The following is a 17,533-nucleotide window of genomic DNA, read 5'->3' as shown; positions in this document are numbered from 1 at the left end:
ATGATCATGCAAACAACGAATATTCATGCGGAACGAGGAATGATGAACCTTTCCCCAGAGATACTGCTCGAGATGCAGCGCAGGATGCTGCGCATCCGCCGCTTCGACGAGCGAGCCTCGAAGATGGTCAAGCGTGGGCACATCCCAGGCACGGTGCACACGAGCATCGGCCAGGAGGCCCAGGTCGTGGGTGCGTGCATGGCGCTGGGCGACCGCGACTACATGACCGGCAACCACCGCAGCCACGGGCACCCCATCGGCAAGGGCTCGCCCCTGGGGCCGCTGATGGCGGAGCTGGTCGGCAAGGCCACCGGCGTGTGCGGCGGGAAGGGCGGCTCGCTGCACCTGGCTGACTTCAAGGTAGGCAGCCTGGGGGAGTCCGGGATCGTCGGCTCCTCGATCCCCATCGCCACCGGCGCCGCGCTGTCGAGCAAGGTGCTCGGCAACGGCAAGGTGTCGCTCGCCTTCTTCGGTGACGGTGCCGCCAACCAGGGCTGTCTCTACGAGGCGATGAATCTGGCCGGCGTCTGGGACCTCCCGGTGATCTTCCTGTGCGAGAACAACCAGTACGCGCTGTCCACGCCGGCGCACACCGTGACCTCCGGTGTCATCGCCGACCGCGCTGCCGGGTTCGGCATGCCGGGCGTCCGCGTCGAGGACGGCCAAGACGTCCTGGCGGTGTACGAGGCCGTCAACAGCGCCGTCGAACGTGCTCGCCGCGGTGACGGCCCGAGCCTGGTCGAAGTGGTCACCTACCGCTTCAACGAGCACTCCGAGGGCCTGCGACTGGGCACCGACTATCGAGACGCGGACGAGCGCAGCAGCTGGCTCGAGCGGGACCCGATCGTGTTGTTCCGCCGTCGGCTCGTGGCCGACGGCATCGCCCTGGACGACGAGCTCGACGAGCTCGAGGCGTCCGTGCTGACCGAGGTCGACGACGCCGTCGCCTTCACCGATGCCAGCCCCTACCCCCACCCCAGTGTCGCGTTCGCCGACCTCTACACCGACCCGATCGGAGCGCTCGCATGACCATCATGAGCTACCTCGGAGCCATCGGCGCCGCCCAGCGCGAGGCCATGGAGGCCGACGAGCGCGTCGTCATCATCGGTGAGGACGTGGAGGCCAACGTCTACGGAACCACCGGCGGCGCGGGCAAGTCGCGTGCCGAAGAAGGTGACTTCCTCCAGATGTTCGGGAGAAACCGGATCCGCAACACCCCCATCTCGGAGGAGGTCATCGTCGGTGCTGCTGCCGGTGCGGCGATGACCGGACTGCGCCCGATCGTCGACCTGTCCTACTCCAGCTTCCTCTACATGGCCATGGACCAGTTCGTGAACCAGGTCGCCAAGAACCGCTACATGTTCGGCGGCCAGGCGTCGCTGCCCGTGGTCTTCCGGTCCGCGATGTTCTACGGGCTCAACACCGGCGCCCACCACTCCGACCGGCCCTACCCCATGTTCATGAACGTGCCGGGCCTCAAGATCGTGGTCCCCTCCACGCCTTACGACGCCAAGGGGCTGCTGCGGGCGGCGGTCGACAGTGACGACCCGGTGCTGATCTTCGAGGCGTGCACGCTGTGGGGCACCAAGGGCGAGGTGCCCGAGGAGGAGTACAGCATCCCGTTCGGGGTCGCCAACATCCTCCGCCCGGGCACTGACGTCACTATCGTGGCGATCTCGAGCGCGGTGCCCGAGGCTGTGGCCGCGGCCGAAGAGCTGGCCCTGAGCGGCATCTCCGCTGAGGTCATCGACCCTCGTACGCTGGTCCCGCTCGACAAGGAGACCATCATCAGCTCGGTGCAACGCACCGGCCGTCTGGTCGTGGCCGACCCCGCGCACCGCACCTGCTCGGCCGCTGCAGAAATCTCGGCGATCGTGGCCGAGGAGGCCTTCGAGTCGCTGCGCGCCCCCATCATCCGGGTGACTACTCCCGACACGCAGATCCCCTTCAGCCCTGCGCTGGAGAAGCAGCTCTACCCGAGCCGCACCACCATCGCCGACGCCGTTCGCACGGTCGTGGGCGAGCGGGTCATGACTCAGGCCTGACCCCCCTGACCACAACGGCACAACGATCGAGAAGGAGAACGACATGGCGAAGGTCGAGGTTCTGCTCCCGCAGTGGGGCATGGGCATGAGCGAAGGCACCATCACCAGCTGGCTGAAGGGTGTCGGCGACAGCGTCACCGAGGACGAGCCGTTGGCGGAGGTCGAGGCCGAGAAGGTCGAGGAGACCCTGGAGTCTCCCGCCACCGGCCGGATCATCGAGATCAGCGTGCCCGAGGGCGAGACCGTCGAGGTCCGAACCGTCGTGGCCGTCATCGAGTCCGACTGAGTCGCGGACCGGAGAGAGGAGTCCGTCATGGGACAGGTAGACCCCCGCCACATCGTGGCAGCGGCGAGCGACGGTGGCTACGCCGTCGGCGCGTTCAACATGCACAACCCGGAGACGACCGAGGCGCTCGTGCGTGCCGCCGAGCAGGCGGAATCACCGGTGTTCCTCCAGGTGGGTCGCGCGATCGTGCCGCACCTCGGCATCCACGCTGCCTACGAGATGACGCGGCGGATCGCTGAGGAGTCGGAGGCGGAGTACGTCATCCACCTCGACCACGGGCCGTGGGACGAGGTGTTCGAGGCGATCAAGCTCGGCTTCACCTCGATCATGTACGACGGCGCACACCTGCCGTTCGAGGAGAACATCCGCACCACGCGCAAGGTGGTCGAAGTGGCTCACGAGTTCGGTATCCCGGTGGAGGCCGAGCTCGGCAAGATCCCGGACGCGGACGAGAAGGTCGACTGGGCGTCGTACTACACCGATGTCGCGGAGGCCGAGCGCTTCGTGGCCGAGACCGGGGTCGACTTCCTGGCCATCTCGGTCGGGATCGTGCACGGCGTACCGCTGGCCGATCCGCAGCCCCTCGACATCGCGCGGATCAAGGAGATCAAGGCAGCGACCGGCATCCCGCTGGTCCTGCACGGTGCGTCGGGGCTGCCCGAGCACGAGGTCCGCGAGGCCATGGCCGCCGGTGTTCACAAGTTCAACGCCGACACCGACCTGCGCCACGCGTTCCGCGCGGGTATGGAGGACGTGTGGCGGCAGGGCGATCGCCAGCTCGAGGAGGCGATGGCCGAGGGGCGCGACCGGATGGTCGCGGCGACGGTCGAGAAGATGCGCCTCTACGGTTGTGCGGGCCGGGCCCGACGAACGGTCTTGGCGTGACCGTGACCGAGCAGACCGAGGCGGGTTCGGTCACGACCCCGCTCAAGGGGATCCGGCGAACGGCCGCGCGCCGAATGATCACCGCCTGGGAGGCGCCGGTCTTCCACCTCGAGGTCGAGGTCGACATGACCGCCTCCCTGGGCGTGCGTGACCGGGTGCAGGGAGCGACCGTCACCGACGCGCTCCTGCAGGCCTGTGCCCGCGCCCTGGTGGCACACCCGGCGCTCAACGCCCACTACGGCGACGAGGCGGTGACGACCTTCGAGAGCGTCAACCTCGGCCTCGCGGTCGCCACCGATGCCGGGCTCATGGTGCCGGTGGTGGCCCAGGTCGACCGGCTCGACCTGGTCGGCATCGCTTCTGCGCGCCGTGACCTCACCACCCGGGCCCGCGAGTCACGACTCCAGATGAGCGACGTCACCGGCGGGACCTTCACGGTCTCCAACCTGGGCATGATGGGCATCGACCGTTTCGACGCGATCCTGAACGTGCCGCAGGTGGCGATCCTCGCCGTGGGCAGCACGCGGCAGCGCCAGGTGTGGCAGGACGACGGCCCGGTCTGGCGACCGACCGCCCAGCTCACCTTGACCTGTGACCACCGCGCCGTCGACGGGGCCACGGGGGCTGCCTTCCTCGGCACCCTGCGCACCCACCTCGAGAGCGTCTGACCACGGTCGTGGACACACACCTGAGCAGCGTGCTGGCCGCTGAGCTGGCCACGTGGCCAGGCCGGGCCGCGATCGCCGTGGTGGCACCCGGGGGCGTAGTGGGCCGGGCCGGTGTCGACGAGGCCTATCGGTGGGCCTCGGTCACCAAGGTGCTCACCGCGCTCACCGTCGTGCACGCCGCCCGCACCGGCATGCTCGACCTCGATGAACCCGCCGGACCCAAAGGCTCGACGTTGCGGATACTCCTCGCGCACGCGTCGGGGCTGTCGATGGACGAAGACCGGGTCCTGGCTCCGCCGGGCACCCGGAGGATCTACTCCAACCGCGGCATCGAGCTGGCGGCTGAGCTCCTCGAAGCACGCGCGGGCCAGCCCTTCGCCACCGTGCTGTCCGCTACCGTCCTCGACCCGCTCGGCATGGGTGGGTGTCATTTGGAGGGTTCGCCCGCCCACGGGATGGTCGGCCCGGTGGGCGACCTGGCCCGCCTCGCGAGTGAGCTGCTCGCTCCGCGAGTCCTGGACCCTGGTCTCGTCGCGGCGGTGACCAGCCCGACCCTGCCCGCTCTCGGCGGCGTGCTGCCGGGCTTCGGCGGGCAGCGGCCCAACGACTGGGGTCTCGGGATCGAGCTGCGCGGCCACAAGCACCCTCACTGGACCGCACCCGAAGCGTCGCCGACGACCTTCGGCCACTTCGGGCAGAGCGGGGCCTTCCTCTGGGTCGACCCGGTCGCCGGCGTGGCCTGTGTCGCGGCGGGAGCCGAGCCATTCGGACCCTGGGCTGCCGAGGCCTGGCCCCGGCTGGCCAGCCGGGTGCTCGACGCCGTCGCACCCTCCGGGATCGCCGGGGTGGCCCCGTGACCAGCGCTGATCATCCTTCTCGCCCGCAGCCAGGTCGGTTGGGACCCGACGAGCACCGAGTTGCCTGGGAGCTCCTGGACGGTGGACACGTGGACGTGCTCGTCGTGGGCGGCGGGGTCACCGGCGCCGGAGCTGCCCTCGACGCCGCCTCGCGCGGGCTGTCCGTCGCCCTGGTCGAGGCGCGCGACCTGGCCAGCGGCACCTCGTCGCGGTCGAGCAAGCTCTTCCACGGCGGGCTGCGCTACCTCGAGCAGCTCGATCTCGCCCTGGTGCGCGAGGCGCTGCGCGAGCGTGAGCTGATGCTGACCCTGCTCGCCCCGCACCTGGTCTCGCCGGTCGCCTTCCTCTATCCCTTGACCCGTCGGGCCTGGGAGCGCTGGTACGTCGGCGCTGGGCTCGCGATCTATGACCGGCTGGGCGGACGTAGCTCGCTGCCCCGGGCCCGCCACCTCAGCCGCCGCGGAGCACGGGCCCTCGCGCCTGGACTCAAGCACACGGCGCTGGTGGGTGCGGTGCAGTACTACGACGCCCAGGTCGACGACGCCCGTCACACGATGATGTTGGCTCGTACGGCGGCCGCGCACGGAGCGGTGGTGCGCACCTCGACCGAGGTCGTCGAGCTCGTGCGCGACGGCGATCGGGTGTGCGGCGCGGTGCTCCGCGACACCGACACCGGTGCGGAGTGCCACGTCACCGCCGGGGTCGTGGTCAGCTGCACCGGCGTCTGGACCGACGACCTGCACGCACTGTCGGGCAACGATCGCCCGTTCGAGGTGCGCGCCTCCAAGGGCGTCCATCTCCTCGTCGCGCGGGAGCGAATCGGGCTCGACACCGGGCTGATCCTGCGCACCCCCACCTCGGTGCTGTTCGTGATCCCCTGGGGCAACCACTGGATCGTGGGGACCACCGACACCGACTGGGCGCTCGACCGCGAGCACCCGGCGGCCAGTCGCGCCGACATCGACTACATCCTCGCCCGCGTCAACGACGTCCTCGCCGACCCGCTGACCCGCGACGACGTGATCGGGGTCTACGCCGGTCTGCGGCCGCTGCTTGCCGGCGCCTCGAGCAAGACCAGCAAGCTGTCGCGGGAGCACGCCGTCGCCCGGACCGCCCCCGGGCTCGTGTCGGTGGCGGGTGGCAAGTACACGACCTACCGCGTGATGGCTCGCGACGCGGTCGACGTCGCCGTGGGCGAGCTCGACGTGAGGGTGTCCGGCTCGGTGACCGACCGGCTGCCGCTCCTCGGTGCGGAGGGCTATGTCGCCACCGACAACCGGCGCGGGGTCCTGGCCGCCGAGCTGGGTGTGTCCGAGCCTCGGATGCGCCGGCTGCTGGGCCGCTACGGGACGCTGGTGAGCGAGGTGCTCGCCGCCGCGGACGATGACCCGAGCCTGCTGGAGCCGGTGGCCGGCGCCCCCGACTACCTGCGTGCCGAGATCCGCTACGCCGTCACCCACGAGGCTGCGCTCCATCTGGACGACCTCCTGACCAGGCGCACCCGCATCTCTGTGGAGACCCCGCACCGCGGCAGCGAGTCGGCGCGCTCCGTGGCCGCCCTCGTGGGGCCGCTGCTGGGGTGGGACGACGGTGCCGCCGAGCGTGAGGTCGCGCTCTACCTCGCGCGGGTGGCCGCCGAGCTCGCTTCGCAGGAGGAGCTCGAGGACACCCGGGCCGCCGCGTCGCGGCGGGCGGCCACGACGGTCCGGCGTACGTCTCGCGCGGAAGGCGCCGGAGGGTCGGGTCAGCTGACCAGGTAGGCCGCAGTCTCGGAGTCGGTGACCAGGGTGTCGACGTACCCGCCGAGGAGTGCCGCTTTCACGGCCTCGTGCTTGCGTGCGCCGCCGGCCACGGCCCATCGGCGGCCGGCCGAGCGCAGCTGCTCGCGAGTCACCCCGACGACCAGGTCGTCGAGCCCACCCTCGACGGCCCCGCCCTCGGCGTCGAGGAAGTGCAGGCAGACCTCGCCCACCGCACCGCGGCTGCGCATCTGCTCGAACTGCTCGTTGGTGAAGAAGTTGTCGCCCGAGCGCAGCGCGGGGTCGACCTCGCACGCGCCGATGCCCACGAGAGCGAGGTCGAGCTGGTCCAGCTGCTCCAACGCCTGGCGCACGTAGAGATCGCGCTCGATGACCAGCTCCCGCAGGCTGGAATCGGGCACCACGCCCGGGGTGCGCAGGAAGACCGGCTGCCCGCCGACGAGCGACGCCAGTCGTTGCGTGGACCGGGCGGCGTCGTGCTGCAGCTCCGGGGGGCCGAGGTCGCCGAGCATCTCCACCACCTGCTCGGTCTGCGTGCGCAGCGTCTGCAGGGCCTCGACCACCATCCGCAGCGTTCGGCTCCAGGACGTGAAGCCGATGACGGGGGCCGCAAACGTGACGTCCTGCAGCAGTGCGGCCATCGCGTGCGCCAGGTCGCGCCCGAGCTCGTCCTCGGCGGCGCTGACGGCGTCGACGACGTGCACCTCGCTGACCGGGTACCGCCCCTCGATCGCGTCCTCGAGGTCGGCGTGGATGTGCAGCGGAACGGCCACCACGGTGCGCACGACCGCAGCTTCCTCGGCCTGGGTGAGGAGCCGCGAGACGCGGGACTGCGAGATCTGCAGCCGCTGGGCGATGTCGGTCTGGCGCACGCCGTGGGTGTGGTAGAGCCGCGCCACCTTGATCATCAGGCGCTGCTGATCGACGTCGTTCACATCGGGTCCTTGTCGTGCGTGGTCGGGGGTGTGCTCGTGGTCGCGGGGCGCGTATCGCGACCTGAGTGTAGGGGTGGGATCCCTTGACACCGGAGGTGTGAACCCCGACACTGATTCTACATGCACCATCAGCATAGATATTCAAGGACGAGGACTCCCATGGAAGACGACAGCATCCCGTATGACGTGATCGTCGTCGGGGCAGGCATCAACGGGCTCGGGGTCGCGCGCGACGCTGCGCTGCGCGGGTTGCGCGTGGTGCTGCTGGAGCAGGACGACGTCTGCAGCGGGGTCTCGGCCTGGTCGGGGCGGCTGGTGCACGGCGGGCTGCGCTACCTCGAGCACCGCGACTTCGCCCTGGTGCGCGAATCCTTGCGCGAGCGCGAGCTTCTCTTCCGACTGGCGCCCCACCTGGTCAAGCCGCGTCGTCTGCTGATGCCGTTCTACTCGCACAACCGGCGACCCGCCCGGCTCATCCGGCTCGGGATGTTCGTCTACGACGCCCTCTCCTTCGACAAGCGCACCGACCGCCACGAGATCCTCGACACCCGCGCGACGTTGCGCCGCTTCTCCGGCATCGGACGCGACGGTCTCGGGGGCGCCGCGGTCTTCACCGACGGCCAGGTCGAGTATGCCGAGCGGCTCTGCGTCGAGGTGGCGCTGGCCGCCGCCGGCGTCGGGGCGGTCATCAAGACCAAGTCGCGCGTCGAGGAGCCCGTGCTCGAGGCCGGCCGCGTGGTCGGTGTGCGCTACGTCGACACGACCACGGGGGAGAGCCACGAGGTCCGTGGTCACGTGGTCCTCAACGTGGCGGGTCCGTGGATCGACCGGATCTTTCAGCGCGGCGCGCCGCCGCAGCCGCGGCTCAATGGTGGCACCAAGGGAAGCCACCTCGTGGTCGACCCGTTCCCCGGCGCTCCCGACGACGTCGTCTACTACGAGTCCAAGACCGACGGCCGGCTGGTCCTGGTGATCCCGTGGATGGGCCGCTACCTCATCGGCACCACCGACCTGCGCTTCGACGATGACCCCGACCTCGCGCGGTGCGACGTCGACGAGATGACCTACCTGCTCTCGGAGGTCAACACGCTGGTGCCCGGGGCGGGGCTGACCCCGGCCGAGGTGTTGTTCACCTACTCGGGGGTGCGCCCGCTGCCCTACGCGCCCGGTGTCGAGGAGTCCAAGGTCCCGCGCTCCCACGTGCTCCACGACCACGCGCCCGACCTGCCGGGCTTGGTCAGCGTGGTCGGCGGCAAGCTCACGACCTATCGCCAACTGGCGGAGGACGCCGTCGACGACGTCTTCAAGCGGCTCGGCCGCAAGAGCCCGAAGTGCGTCACCGCCAGCCTGCCGTTGCCCGGCGCGGTCGGCGACCTCGACGAGAGCCGCCGATTCCTGCTCGCTCGCGGTCTGGCGCCGCGCACCGTCGAGCGCCTCGTCGCCCTCTACGGCGGACGCTGCGTCGACGTGCTGGCCGAGGCGGAGGGGGACGAGCGGCTCATCGCGGTGCTCCACGAGCCGACCGGCGCGATCGCCGCGGAGCTGGTCTTCGCAGTCCGCCACGAGCTCGCGCGCAGCCTCACCGACGTGCTGGCGCGCCGCGTGCTGCTGGCCTTCGAGCCCGGCCACGGCCTCGATGTGGTAGACGCGGCGGCGGAACTGCTCGGTGAGCTCCTCGGCTGGTCCGGCGGGGACCGCGCCGCCGAGATCGCCGAGTACCAGCAGTGGCTGACCCGGCTCGCGGTGCCCAAGGGCGTCGCGGTGGTGGTCGAGCGGTGAGCCGCCACCTCGCGGTGGCGCTCGACCTGGGCTCCACGAGCGCGCGGGCGGTGCTGGTCGAGGCGGGTGGCGGAGTCGTCGCCCAGGCCAGCCGTCCCACGGAGCCGCTGTTCCCGCAGCGGGGCTGGGTCGAGCTGGACCCGTGGCACCTCTGGCGCGGCCTGCGCGACTCGCTCGGCGAGGCGCTGACGGCGGCGGGGGCCACGACCGACGACATCGCCGGTGCTGGGGTCACGACCTCGCGCGAGACCTGTCTGCTCTGGGACCGCGCGACCGGTGAGCCCGTCTACCCGGCGATCATGTGGATGTCGAAGCAGACCGACGAGATCGTGGAGCGCTGGCGCAACGAGGGGCTCGACGACGAGTTCCGCTCCAGGACTGGGCTGTTCAACGACTCGTTCTTCAGTGCCGCCAAGCTGGCCTGGATCCTCGAGAAGGTGCCCGGTGCCCGGGCGCGCGCGGAGGCCGGCGAGCTCGCTGCGGGCACGCTGGACTCCTGGCTGGTCTGGAACCTCACCGGCCGGCGCAGCCACGCCACCGATCCCAGCGAGGCGTCACGCACCGCGCTCTTCTCACTCACCGACCTGGCGTGGGACGAGGTGCTGTGCAGTGCGGCGGGTGTGCCCCTGTCGGTGCTGCCCGAGGTCCTCCCCTCCGACGGTGTCTTCGGAGAGGCCCATCCGTCCGAGACCGGGCTGCCCGGCTCGTCGCCCTTCCCGATCACGGCCGTCATGGGCGACCAGATGGCCGGCATGTTCGGGCAGGGCTGCCTGGCCAGTGGTTCGGTCAAGAACACCTTCGGGACGGCTGGGGTCCTGACCGCCAACACCGGTGATCGCCCCGCCGTTCTCGAGGGGCTGACCGCCAGCGTGGCGTGGACCCTCGAGGGCACCACCCACTACGAGGCGGAGGGGGTCGTCTTCCACAGCGGTCAGACCCTGCACTGGATGCGGGAGAAGCTCGAGCTCCTCGGTCCGGACGAGCGCAGCGAGGAGGTCGCCTCCCGGGTGACGGACAGCTGCGGTGTCTACGTCGTCCCGGCGTTCGCCGGCCTCTGCGCTCCGCACTGGGCGCGGGACGCCTCGGCCAGCATCGTCGGGCTCACCCTGGAGAGCACGAGGGCCCACGTGGTCAGGGCCGGACTGGAGGCGATGGCCTACCAGACCCGTGACAACGTCGAGGCCTTCCGCACGGGTGGCTACGACGTCCGGGAGCTGCGCGTCGACGGCGGGGCCACCACCAACGAGCTGTTGTGCCAGTTCCAGGCCGACATCCTCGGGGTGCCCGTGGTCCGGCCGCGTCAGCTAGAGCAGACCGCCATGGGCATCGCCCACGTCGCCGGCGTCGCCGGTGGCCTGTGGAAGCTGGACGACCTGGCCGCCCGGTGGGAGGTCGACCGCGTCTTCGAGCCGACCATGTCCGAGGACCAGCGTGAGGGCCTGTACGCCGGCTGGCAGGCCGCCGTCCGCACGGTGACGGGTGGTGTCTCGTGACCACCGCTCCTGTCCCCGAAGGCCGCAAGCTCCTCCGTCTCGAGGTCCGCAACGCCGAGACCCCCATCGAGAAGAAGCCCGACTGGATCAAGACCCGGGCCAAGATGGGCCCGGAATACAAGGCGCTCCAGAGCCTGGTGAAGTCCGAAGGGCTGCACACCGTGTGCCAGGAGGCCGGCTGTCCCAACATCTTCGAGTGCTGGGAGGACCGCGAGGCGACGTTCCTCATCGGTGGCGACCAGTGCACCCGCCGCTGCGACTTCTGCCAGATCGACACGGGCAAGCCCCAGCCGCTCGACCGCGACGAGCCCCGCCGCGTCGCGGAATCGGTGCAGAAGATGCAGCTGCGCTACGCCACGATCACCGGCGTCGCCCGCGACGACCTCCCCGACGGCGGCGCCTGGCTCTACGCCGAGACCGTGCGCGCCATCCACGAGCTCAACCCCGGCACCGGTGTCGAGAACCTCATCCCCGACTTCAACGGCAAGCCCGACCTGCTCGCCGAGGTCTTCGAGTCGCGTCCCGAGGTGCTGGCCCACAACGTGGAGACGGTCCCGCGGATCTTCAAGCGGATCCGCCCGGCGTTCCGCTACGACCGCTCCCTCGATGTCATCACCCAGGCGCGCGACTTCGGCCTGGTCACCAAGTCCAACCTGATCCTGGGCATGGGTGAGACCCGCGAGGAGATCTCGCAGGCCCTGCGTGACCTGCACGAGGCCGGGTGCGAGCTGATCACCATCACGCAGTACCTGCGCCCCTCGGCCCGGCACCACCCCGTGGAGCGGTGGGTCAAGCCCGAGGAGTTCGTGGAGATGAAGGACGAGGCCGACGAGATCGGCTTCTCCGGGGTCATGTCCGGACCGCTGGTGCGTTCGTCGTACCGCGCCGGGCGCCTATACCAGCAAGCCTGCGATCGGCGGTCCGACTCGTGACCGGGCCGTTCGGCGACGGACCCTTGACCGTGCTGCGCCGGCCGGCCCCGGTCACCGGGTCCGAGGACCTGCGCGGTGTGCTCGCCTCCGCCTCTCAGCAACCCGGCACGGCCAGGCCCGTGCTGCTGGTGTCGCGCTGTGCCCCCACGGCTGCCTTCAGCCGTCGTGACACCTTGCTGCCGGGGTACCCAGCTGCCGCCGAGGTCGTCGCCGCCAGGGGATTCGAGCCGGTGGTGCGGCCGGTCGGCGGTCACCTCGCCGGCTACGACGAAGGGTGTCTGGTCCTGCACCTGTGGGGGTCACACCCGCACCCGCGACTGGGCCTGCGCGACCGGTTTTCGCTGGTCTCCCAGGCGCTCTCTGGCGCGCTGACGGTGCTCGGCGTACCGGAACTGCGGATCGGTGCGGTCCCGGGCGAGTACTGCGACGGTGCATGGAGCGTCAACGTCGGTGGCCGGGCAAAGCTGGCCGGAACCGGACAGCGGCTGTTCCGCGACGGGTACCTCTTCTGCGCCGTCCTCTCGGTTGCCCACCCCGAGCCGGTGCGCCATATGTTGACCGCGGCCTACGCCGCCCTCGGTCTGCCGCTTGACCCGGTGACCGTCGGCTCCGTGGATCAGTGGGTGCCCGGGATAACGCTCGACCAAGCCGCCGCGGTCGTGGCCTCCCATCTCGGTCGCCTCCTCGACCCACTGACGGGGCATGAGGGGTCGCGGGATGACTCCCTCACGCTTGTGCCCGTCAGGTAACCCCGGCACACGTGCTGATACGCGCAGCTCGACCAGAGATTGCGCGATCTCAGGTGGGGAGGGCCGGTGGAGTCGGGTTCAACCGAGCTATCTCCAGGCGTGCCCCGGCCTGCCCTGGCGCGTTCCGTGCCCGAGCGATCGCTCTGATCCGGGCTGGTCATCAACAGAAGCAGGGGTCTGCGGCAGGCCACCTGATCGTGCAGCAGACCCCAGCGTACGCCGCAGAGGGGTCCGGTCCTCGGGTTTTTCCATCAGGTGCGGATCCGCGAGGTGTCAGCGGAAAGTCAGCACTTTCGGGCCCGAAGAGGCCAGAGAACGTCCGAGACACTCGGGTACAGTCAAGGCTGCCAGCCACAGCGACTTCGGCATCAGTGCAGCTCAGAGCATGTTTTCTCAGAGAATCGCGTAGATTCGACGAGAGGTGGAGAGCCTCGGTTCTCAACGAGAAGGTCAGGGGTTCGAATCCCCTCAGCTCCACCCACGAGAATGCACAATCAAGCGCGGGGCCGCCGTACCTCCCGAGAGCGCCTCCTATTGACGTCGTCGGGCTCTTCCGCCCGTCCGGTCGAGACTGCGGGAGGTGACCGTCTGGCTGCCTCCGAATATTGCCGACCTGGACGTGCTCATGCCATCGCGCGTCGGCGCCGAGATGGACGCTGCCCTGCGTGAGAGTGCAGCGCTATGCCCGAGCCCTGCACGATCCCAAGCCGAACGTGTCTGCGGTGTCGATGGTGGCCTCGACAACAGCACTCAACGACCTCATTCGATCTGTGCAAGACGGTCACGCCATCGACCTCGACAAGATCTACCGCGCCCAGGGGATCCTTATGGCAGACGATCCCCATGGACGTGTCTACTCGGGCCGAGCGCGAGACATGCAGAACTGGATTGAGAGCTCTGACCATTCGCCACGCAATGCGTCGTACGTCCCGCCGCCGCGCGCTGTCGACGCCTACCTGGATGACCTGCTCCGTTTCTCAAACAGGACCGACACTGGAGTTCTGGCCCAGCCATTGACACGCCCACGCGCAGTTCGAGTCGATCTGCCCGTTCACCGGCGGCAACGGACGCATCGGCCGACCCCTGATCCACACGATCCTGCGCAGGCGGGGGACGACTCGGCGCGTCGCTGTGCCCCTGGCGTCGGTGATCGTTGCCCGACGCGACTCCTAGTTCGACTCCCTCGAGGCCTGCCGCACCGGCGACGCAGGACCCATCATCGCGTCCTTCTCGCGGGGTTCGATGATCGCGGCACAGAAGTCGTGGACTACCGCCGATCGACCTTCACAGATGCCTACCGTGTGGCGGGAGGGCGCAGGGAAGCCGCGCAGGGGAAGCGCCTCCGCCAAGATTCTCGACAGCCTCCTGGACCACCCGGTCTTCTCCGTCGAGGAGGCCGAGCGACGAGTCGGCGGGGCCACCGCTATCGGGTATTCGGCTATCCACCGACTGCACGAAGCGGGCGTCATCCGTCCACTGACCAACCGGACGCGGAACCAGGTGTGGGTCACCTCGTCGCTGGCGGACGAGCTGGACGACCTTGGGACACGGATCACCGCACAGGCCACGCGGGAGTGACGCCTAGCGTCGCAGACGACCTCCAGCGGGGTGAGATCAGCGCTTCAGCGTCGGGCGCCCGTTGTTCTGACCGCCGCGGTCGAGCGCGCCGGGCCTCCCAGCTCTGCTGAGAGCGTGGCGCCGCACCTGGCCACGTAGGCGCCGAGATCCTCTAGCCGTTGGCCCAACCGGGACTTGGGGGCGCTCACGTTGAGCGCCGCCACGATAGAGCCGGTAGCGTCCCACACCGGCGCCGACGCGGCTACGACGCCTTGCTCGAGCTCCTCGTCGGAAGTGGCGTAGCCACGCTGCCTGATCTGCTCGAGCTCGGTGTGCAGCGTGGCGAGGTCGCGGACGGCGAGCGTGTCCGGGGGCGGCTCGACGAGGACCGAGAAGGCTCCCGGGGCCCGGGACTCCTGGGGGTTGACCAGTGCCCGGTCTCGACCGTGCGCGGCATACCAGGAGTCGACCGAAGCGCGGTCCCAGTCGCTGATGAGGACGCGGCCCGAGGGTGTCCGCCAGGCAGCAGAGGTCGTCCCCGCCCATCCCGCCGTGCCGACCTCGTGCGGGCTGAGCTCGCTCACCAGGGTCAGCACGTTGCCGCCCCGCAGGACGCACAGGTGGGTCGTCTCACGGGCGGACTGCACGATCTGTCGCAGCAAGGGACGGGCGCGCTGCGTGAGCGCCGCCTCCCCGGTCCTCGCGGCCAGCGCATAGAGCCTGGACCCGAGGTGGTAGGTGAGTCGCTCCGGGTCGCGGGCCAACAGCTCGGCGTCGGCCAACGTGGCCAGGGCGCGAGACACCGCGGCCTTGTCACGGCCCACGAGCTCGGCGATGCGCAGCACGCGTAGCCCACCCTCACGCTGCGCCTCCGGGCTGGCCAGGAGGTCGAGGATCTCCAGGTCCCGAGCCAGTCCCGAGGTGTTGCGACGTGCTGGAGGCCGGCTTCCGGAGGTACGCGTCATGGCAGCAAAGTAGTCAGGCGTTGCCATATACGCAAGGCGTGTTGTGTAAGTGGAATCGACGGTGGGATGTTCACTGCTCACGACCTGTGAGCGTCGTCACACGATGGGAGTTCAGCGTGGCCAACTCAGTGCCCATGGCCCTCGATGGCCTCGGAACGTTTCTCGACCGGAGGTCCGACGACCTGGTCCAGATGACGACCGAGCACCTCATCGTCGTCGCGCTGTCGGTCGGCATCGCCACCGTGCTTGGCGTGGGCATCGGCCTGCTCGTGTGGGACCGCAACATCGGCCGCTCCGTGGCCATCACCACCGCAGCGATCATCCTGACCATCCCGTCCCTGGCACTGCTCGCGATCCTGAGCCCGCTCTTCGGTCTTGGGTGGGGTCCGACGGTGGTCGCCCTGGTCATGTACTCCCTGCTGCCGATCATCCGCAACACCGTGGTCGGGCTGCGCGAGGTGCCGGCCCCCGTCCTGGAGTCGGCGCGCGGCATGGGCATGAAGCCCAGCACCGTCCTGATCCGGATCCAGCTGCCGATGGCCTGGCCGATCATCCTGACCGGCATCCGCGTCGCCACCCAGCTCGCCATCGGCATCGCCGCCATCGGTGCCTACGTCGCCGGGCCCGGGCTGGGCCAGTTCATCTTCAGGGGCCTGTCCTCGCTGGGCTCCAAGAACGCACTCAACTACGCACTCAGCGGAACCGTCGGGGTGGTCGTCCTCGCCCTCGTGGCCGACGCCGTCTTCATCCTGATCACCCGTTACACCACTCCGAGGGGTCTTCGTGCCTGATCACAGCAACGCCTTGTTCCCGTCCTCCGCGACCAGTCCTGGAGGCGTCAGCATCGAGCTGGACAGCGTCACCAAGACCTATCCCGGTCAGAAGGTCAGCGCCGTCGAGGCGTTCTCGATGCGGATCGAGCCAGGCGAGCTGGTGATGTTCGTGGGTCCCAGCGGCTGCGGCAAGACCACCACGATGAAGATGGTCAACCGGATCATCGAGCCGACCTCCGGGTCGATCCGGATCGATGGCCAGGACGTCCTTGGCCTGTCGCCGCACGAGCTGCGCCGCCACATCGGCTACGTCATCCAGCAGATCGGGCTCTTCCCGCACATGACGATCGCCGAGAACGTCGCCACCGTGCCCCGGTTGCTCGGCTGGTCCAAGCAGCAGATCGCGGCGCGCGTCGAGGAGCTGCTCGAGACCGTCCAGCTCGACCCCGCAGAGTTCGCCGACCGCTATCCCCGCCAGCTGTCCGGCGGTCAGCAGCAGCGCGCCGGCGTCGCCCGGGCACTGGCAGCGGACCCGCCGGTCATGCTCATGGACGAACCGTTCGGTGCGACCGATCCGATCACCCGGGAGAAGCTCCAGTCGGAGTTCCTCCGGCTCCAGGCCGAGATCGGCAAGACGATCATCTTCGTCACCCACGACTTCGACGAGGCCGTGCGCCTCGGCGACCGCATCGCGGTGCTGAGCGAACGCAGCCAGGTCGAGCAGTTCGACACCCCTGCCGCGATCCTGGCGGCGCCCGCCAACGAGTACGTCGCCTCCTTCATCGGCTCCGGTGCGGCCCTGAAGCGCCTCGCGCTGATGCCGGTGGGGACCGCGCGGCTGAGCGGGGCCACCGGAGATCTCGGTGGTCGACCCAGCATCGACCCGGCGAGCACGTTGCGCGACGCCCTCAACCTGCTCGTGGTCACGGGAGCCGAGGCGGTCGACGTCATCGACCCCACCGGCAACCGGCTCGGCCAGCTCACCCACGCCGACATCTCGGCCGCGCTGACGCAGGCGGGCCTGAGCGGGAGCGCCGCGCGATGACCGCGCCCGCCACTGCCACGGCTGCGCCGTTGGGCCAGCGCTCTCGGGGCGCCCTGATCGCCCGCGTCCTCGCGGCGCCCGTGGTCGTGGCCCTCCTCGCCCTCGGCACGACGCTCTGGCTCGCGTCCCTCGAGCTCGACTCCATCGAGAAGCGCACCCTCAACGCCAACTACATCGTCGACCGGGTCCGTGAGCACCTCGTGCTGTCACTCTCCGCCGCCGCACTGGTCGCGCTGCTCGCCATCCCGGCCGGAGTCCTCATCCACCGGTCCCAGTCGCGGATCCTGCGAGCCGTCGTGCTGACGTTGGCCAACATCGGCCAGGCGACTCCTGCGGTGGGCGTCGTCATCCTCCTCGCGATCGTGTGGAAGACCGGTTTCTCGACCGCGCTCATCGCCTTGGTGGCCTACGCGTTCCTCCCGGTCCTGCGCAACACGCTCACGGGCCTCGCGGAGGTCGACAGTGCCATCCGTGAGTCGGCGTTGGGCATGGGCATGACCGGCTGGCAGGTGCTGCGTCGAGTCGAGCTGCCCCTCGCCTCGCCGGTCATCCTCGCTGGTCTGCGGACCTCGCTCGTCTTCGCCGTCGGCGTGGCCACCATCGCCACCTTCATCAACGCCGGCGGTCTCGGCGACATGATCGTCAACGGTCTGAAGCTCCAGCGCTACCCCGTGCTCATCGTCGGTGCTGCGCTCGTCGCCGGCATCGCCATCCTCATCGACTGGCTCGCCGGACTCGTCGAGGACTTCGCCCGCCCACGCGGCCTCTAGCCCCCACCTCACGCACGCCCTCTCATTCAACGAC

General features: G+C 69.8%; 16 protein-coding genes. 14 read left to right on the top strand and 2 right to left on the bottom strand.

The window, feature by feature from the left end; all coding sequences use genetic code 11:
* The first annotated feature begins 42 nt into the window (after positions 1-42).
* The 7 genes from BM204_RS11090 to BM204_RS11060 all read left to right on the top strand — a co-directional run bounded on the left by BM204_RS11090 (position 43) and on the right by BM204_RS11060 (position 6,501).
* Entirely contained in the window at positions 43-1,029 is a 987-nt protein-coding gene (locus tag BM204_RS11090; RefSeq protein ID WP_091113115.1) for a thiamine pyrophosphate-dependent dehydrogenase E1 component subunit alpha, read from the top strand.
* Positions 1,026-2,045: an alpha-ketoacid dehydrogenase subunit beta gene (locus BM204_RS11085; RefSeq protein ID WP_091113112.1), complete on the top strand. Its 1,020-nt coding sequence runs from the start codon at positions 1,026-1,028 to the stop codon at positions 2,043-2,045. Before BM204_RS11090 ends, BM204_RS11085 begins: the two co-directional genes overlap by 4 nt.
* 43 nt (positions 2,046-2,088) lie before the next feature.
* Positions 2,089-2,331, top strand: coding sequence for a biotin/lipoyl-containing protein (locus BM204_RS11080; protein WP_091113110.1), 243 nt, complete (start codon positions 2,089-2,091; stop codon positions 2,329-2,331).
* 27 nt (positions 2,332-2,358) lie between these two features.
* Positions 2,359-3,216: a class II fructose-bisphosphate aldolase gene (locus BM204_RS11075; protein ID WP_091113107.1), complete on the top strand. Its 858-nt coding sequence runs from the start codon at positions 2,359-2,361 to the stop codon at positions 3,214-3,216.
* Positions 3,213-3,884 carry a dihydrolipoamide acetyltransferase family protein gene (locus tag BM204_RS11070; protein WP_218031353.1) on the top strand — a complete coding sequence of 224 codons (672 nt, stop codon included), beginning with the start codon at positions 3,213-3,215 and terminating at the stop codon, positions 3,882-3,884. Before BM204_RS11075 ends, BM204_RS11070 begins: the two co-directional genes overlap by 4 nt.
* 8 nt (positions 3,885-3,892) lie before the next feature.
* A complete protein-coding gene (locus BM204_RS11065) occupies positions 3,893-4,741 on the top strand; it encodes a serine hydrolase domain-containing protein (RefSeq protein ID WP_218031352.1) in 849 nt (282 codons plus the stop codon).
* Between the two features lie 89 nt (positions 4,742-4,830).
* Positions 4,831-6,501: a glycerol-3-phosphate dehydrogenase/oxidase gene (locus BM204_RS11060; protein ID WP_246166530.1), complete on the top strand. Its 1,671-nt coding sequence runs from the start codon at positions 4,831-4,833 to the stop codon at positions 6,499-6,501.
* Here the strand turns inward: BM204_RS11060 and BM204_RS11055 are convergent.
* Positions 6,486-7,436 carry a sugar-binding transcriptional regulator gene (locus tag BM204_RS11055; RefSeq protein WP_170259284.1) on the bottom strand — a complete coding sequence of 317 codons (951 nt, stop codon included), beginning with the start codon at positions 7,434-7,436 and terminating at the stop codon, positions 6,486-6,488. The genes BM204_RS11060 and BM204_RS11055 overlap by 16 nt on opposite strands.
* Before the next feature lie 159 nt (positions 7,437-7,595).
* On the opposite strand from BM204_RS11055, the gene BM204_RS11050 reads away from it, so the two are divergent.
* The 4 genes from BM204_RS11050 to BM204_RS11035 are packed head-to-tail and all read left to right on the top strand — an operon-like array spanning position 7,596 to position 12,389.
* Positions 7,596-9,215 carry a glycerol-3-phosphate dehydrogenase/oxidase gene (locus BM204_RS11050; protein WP_091113097.1) on the top strand — a complete coding sequence of 540 codons (1,620 nt, stop codon included), beginning with the start codon at positions 7,596-7,598 and terminating at the stop codon, positions 9,213-9,215.
* Positions 9,212-10,708: an FGGY family carbohydrate kinase gene (locus tag BM204_RS11045; protein WP_170259283.1), complete on the top strand. Its 1,497-nt coding sequence runs from the start codon at positions 9,212-9,214 to the stop codon at positions 10,706-10,708. Before BM204_RS11050 ends, BM204_RS11045 begins: the two co-directional genes overlap by 4 nt.
* Complete coding sequence (gene lipA / locus BM204_RS11040) at positions 10,705-11,640, top strand: lipoyl synthase (protein WP_091113093.1); 936 nt, start codon at positions 10,705-10,707, stop codon at positions 11,638-11,640. The genes BM204_RS11045 and lipA overlap by 4 nt, the downstream gene beginning before the upstream one ends.
* A gap of 23 nt (positions 11,641-11,663) precedes the next feature.
* A complete protein-coding gene (locus BM204_RS11035; RefSeq protein ID WP_143099727.1) occupies positions 11,664-12,389 on the top strand; it encodes a lipoate--protein ligase family protein in 726 nt (241 codons plus the stop codon).
* 1,622 nt (positions 12,390-14,011) lie between these two features.
* Here BM204_RS11035 and BM204_RS11025 read toward each other — a convergent pair.
* Positions 14,012-14,911: an IclR family transcriptional regulator gene (locus BM204_RS11025; protein WP_091113218.1), complete on the bottom strand. Its 900-nt coding sequence runs from the start codon at positions 14,909-14,911 to the stop codon at positions 14,012-14,014.
* Between the two features lie 116 nt (positions 14,912-15,027).
* Here BM204_RS11025 and BM204_RS11020 point away from each other — a divergent pair, with 116 nt between their 5' ends.
* Genes BM204_RS11020 through BM204_RS11010 form a run of 3 tightly spaced genes read left to right on the top strand, consistent with a single transcriptional unit; the run spans position 15,028 to position 17,499 of the window.
* Positions 15,028-15,702 (top strand): ABC transporter permease, encoded by a 675-nt coding sequence (locus BM204_RS11020; RefSeq protein ID WP_246166528.1) that lies wholly within the window; start codon positions 15,028-15,030, stop codon positions 15,700-15,702.
* Positions 15,695-16,729 carry an ABC transporter ATP-binding protein gene (locus BM204_RS11015; protein WP_246166526.1) on the top strand — a complete coding sequence of 345 codons (1,035 nt, stop codon included), beginning with the start codon at positions 15,695-15,697 and terminating at the stop codon, positions 16,727-16,729. The genes BM204_RS11020 and BM204_RS11015 overlap by 8 nt, the downstream gene beginning before the upstream one ends.
* Positions 16,726-17,499: an ABC transporter permease gene (locus tag BM204_RS11010; RefSeq protein WP_091113086.1), complete on the top strand. Its 774-nt coding sequence runs from the start codon at positions 16,726-16,728 to the stop codon at positions 17,497-17,499. The genes BM204_RS11015 and BM204_RS11010 overlap by 4 nt, the downstream gene beginning before the upstream one ends.
* Positions 17,500-17,533 lie beyond the last annotated feature (34 nt).

It is taken from the genome of Nocardioides psychrotolerans, from assembly GCF_900113685.1.
GTDB lineage: Bacteria > Actinomycetota > Actinomycetes > Propionibacteriales > Nocardioidaceae > Nocardioides > Nocardioides psychrotolerans.
The sequence above is the reverse complement of the archived record's forward strand: the minus strand, read 5'-3'. Positions and strand labels throughout refer to the sequence as shown.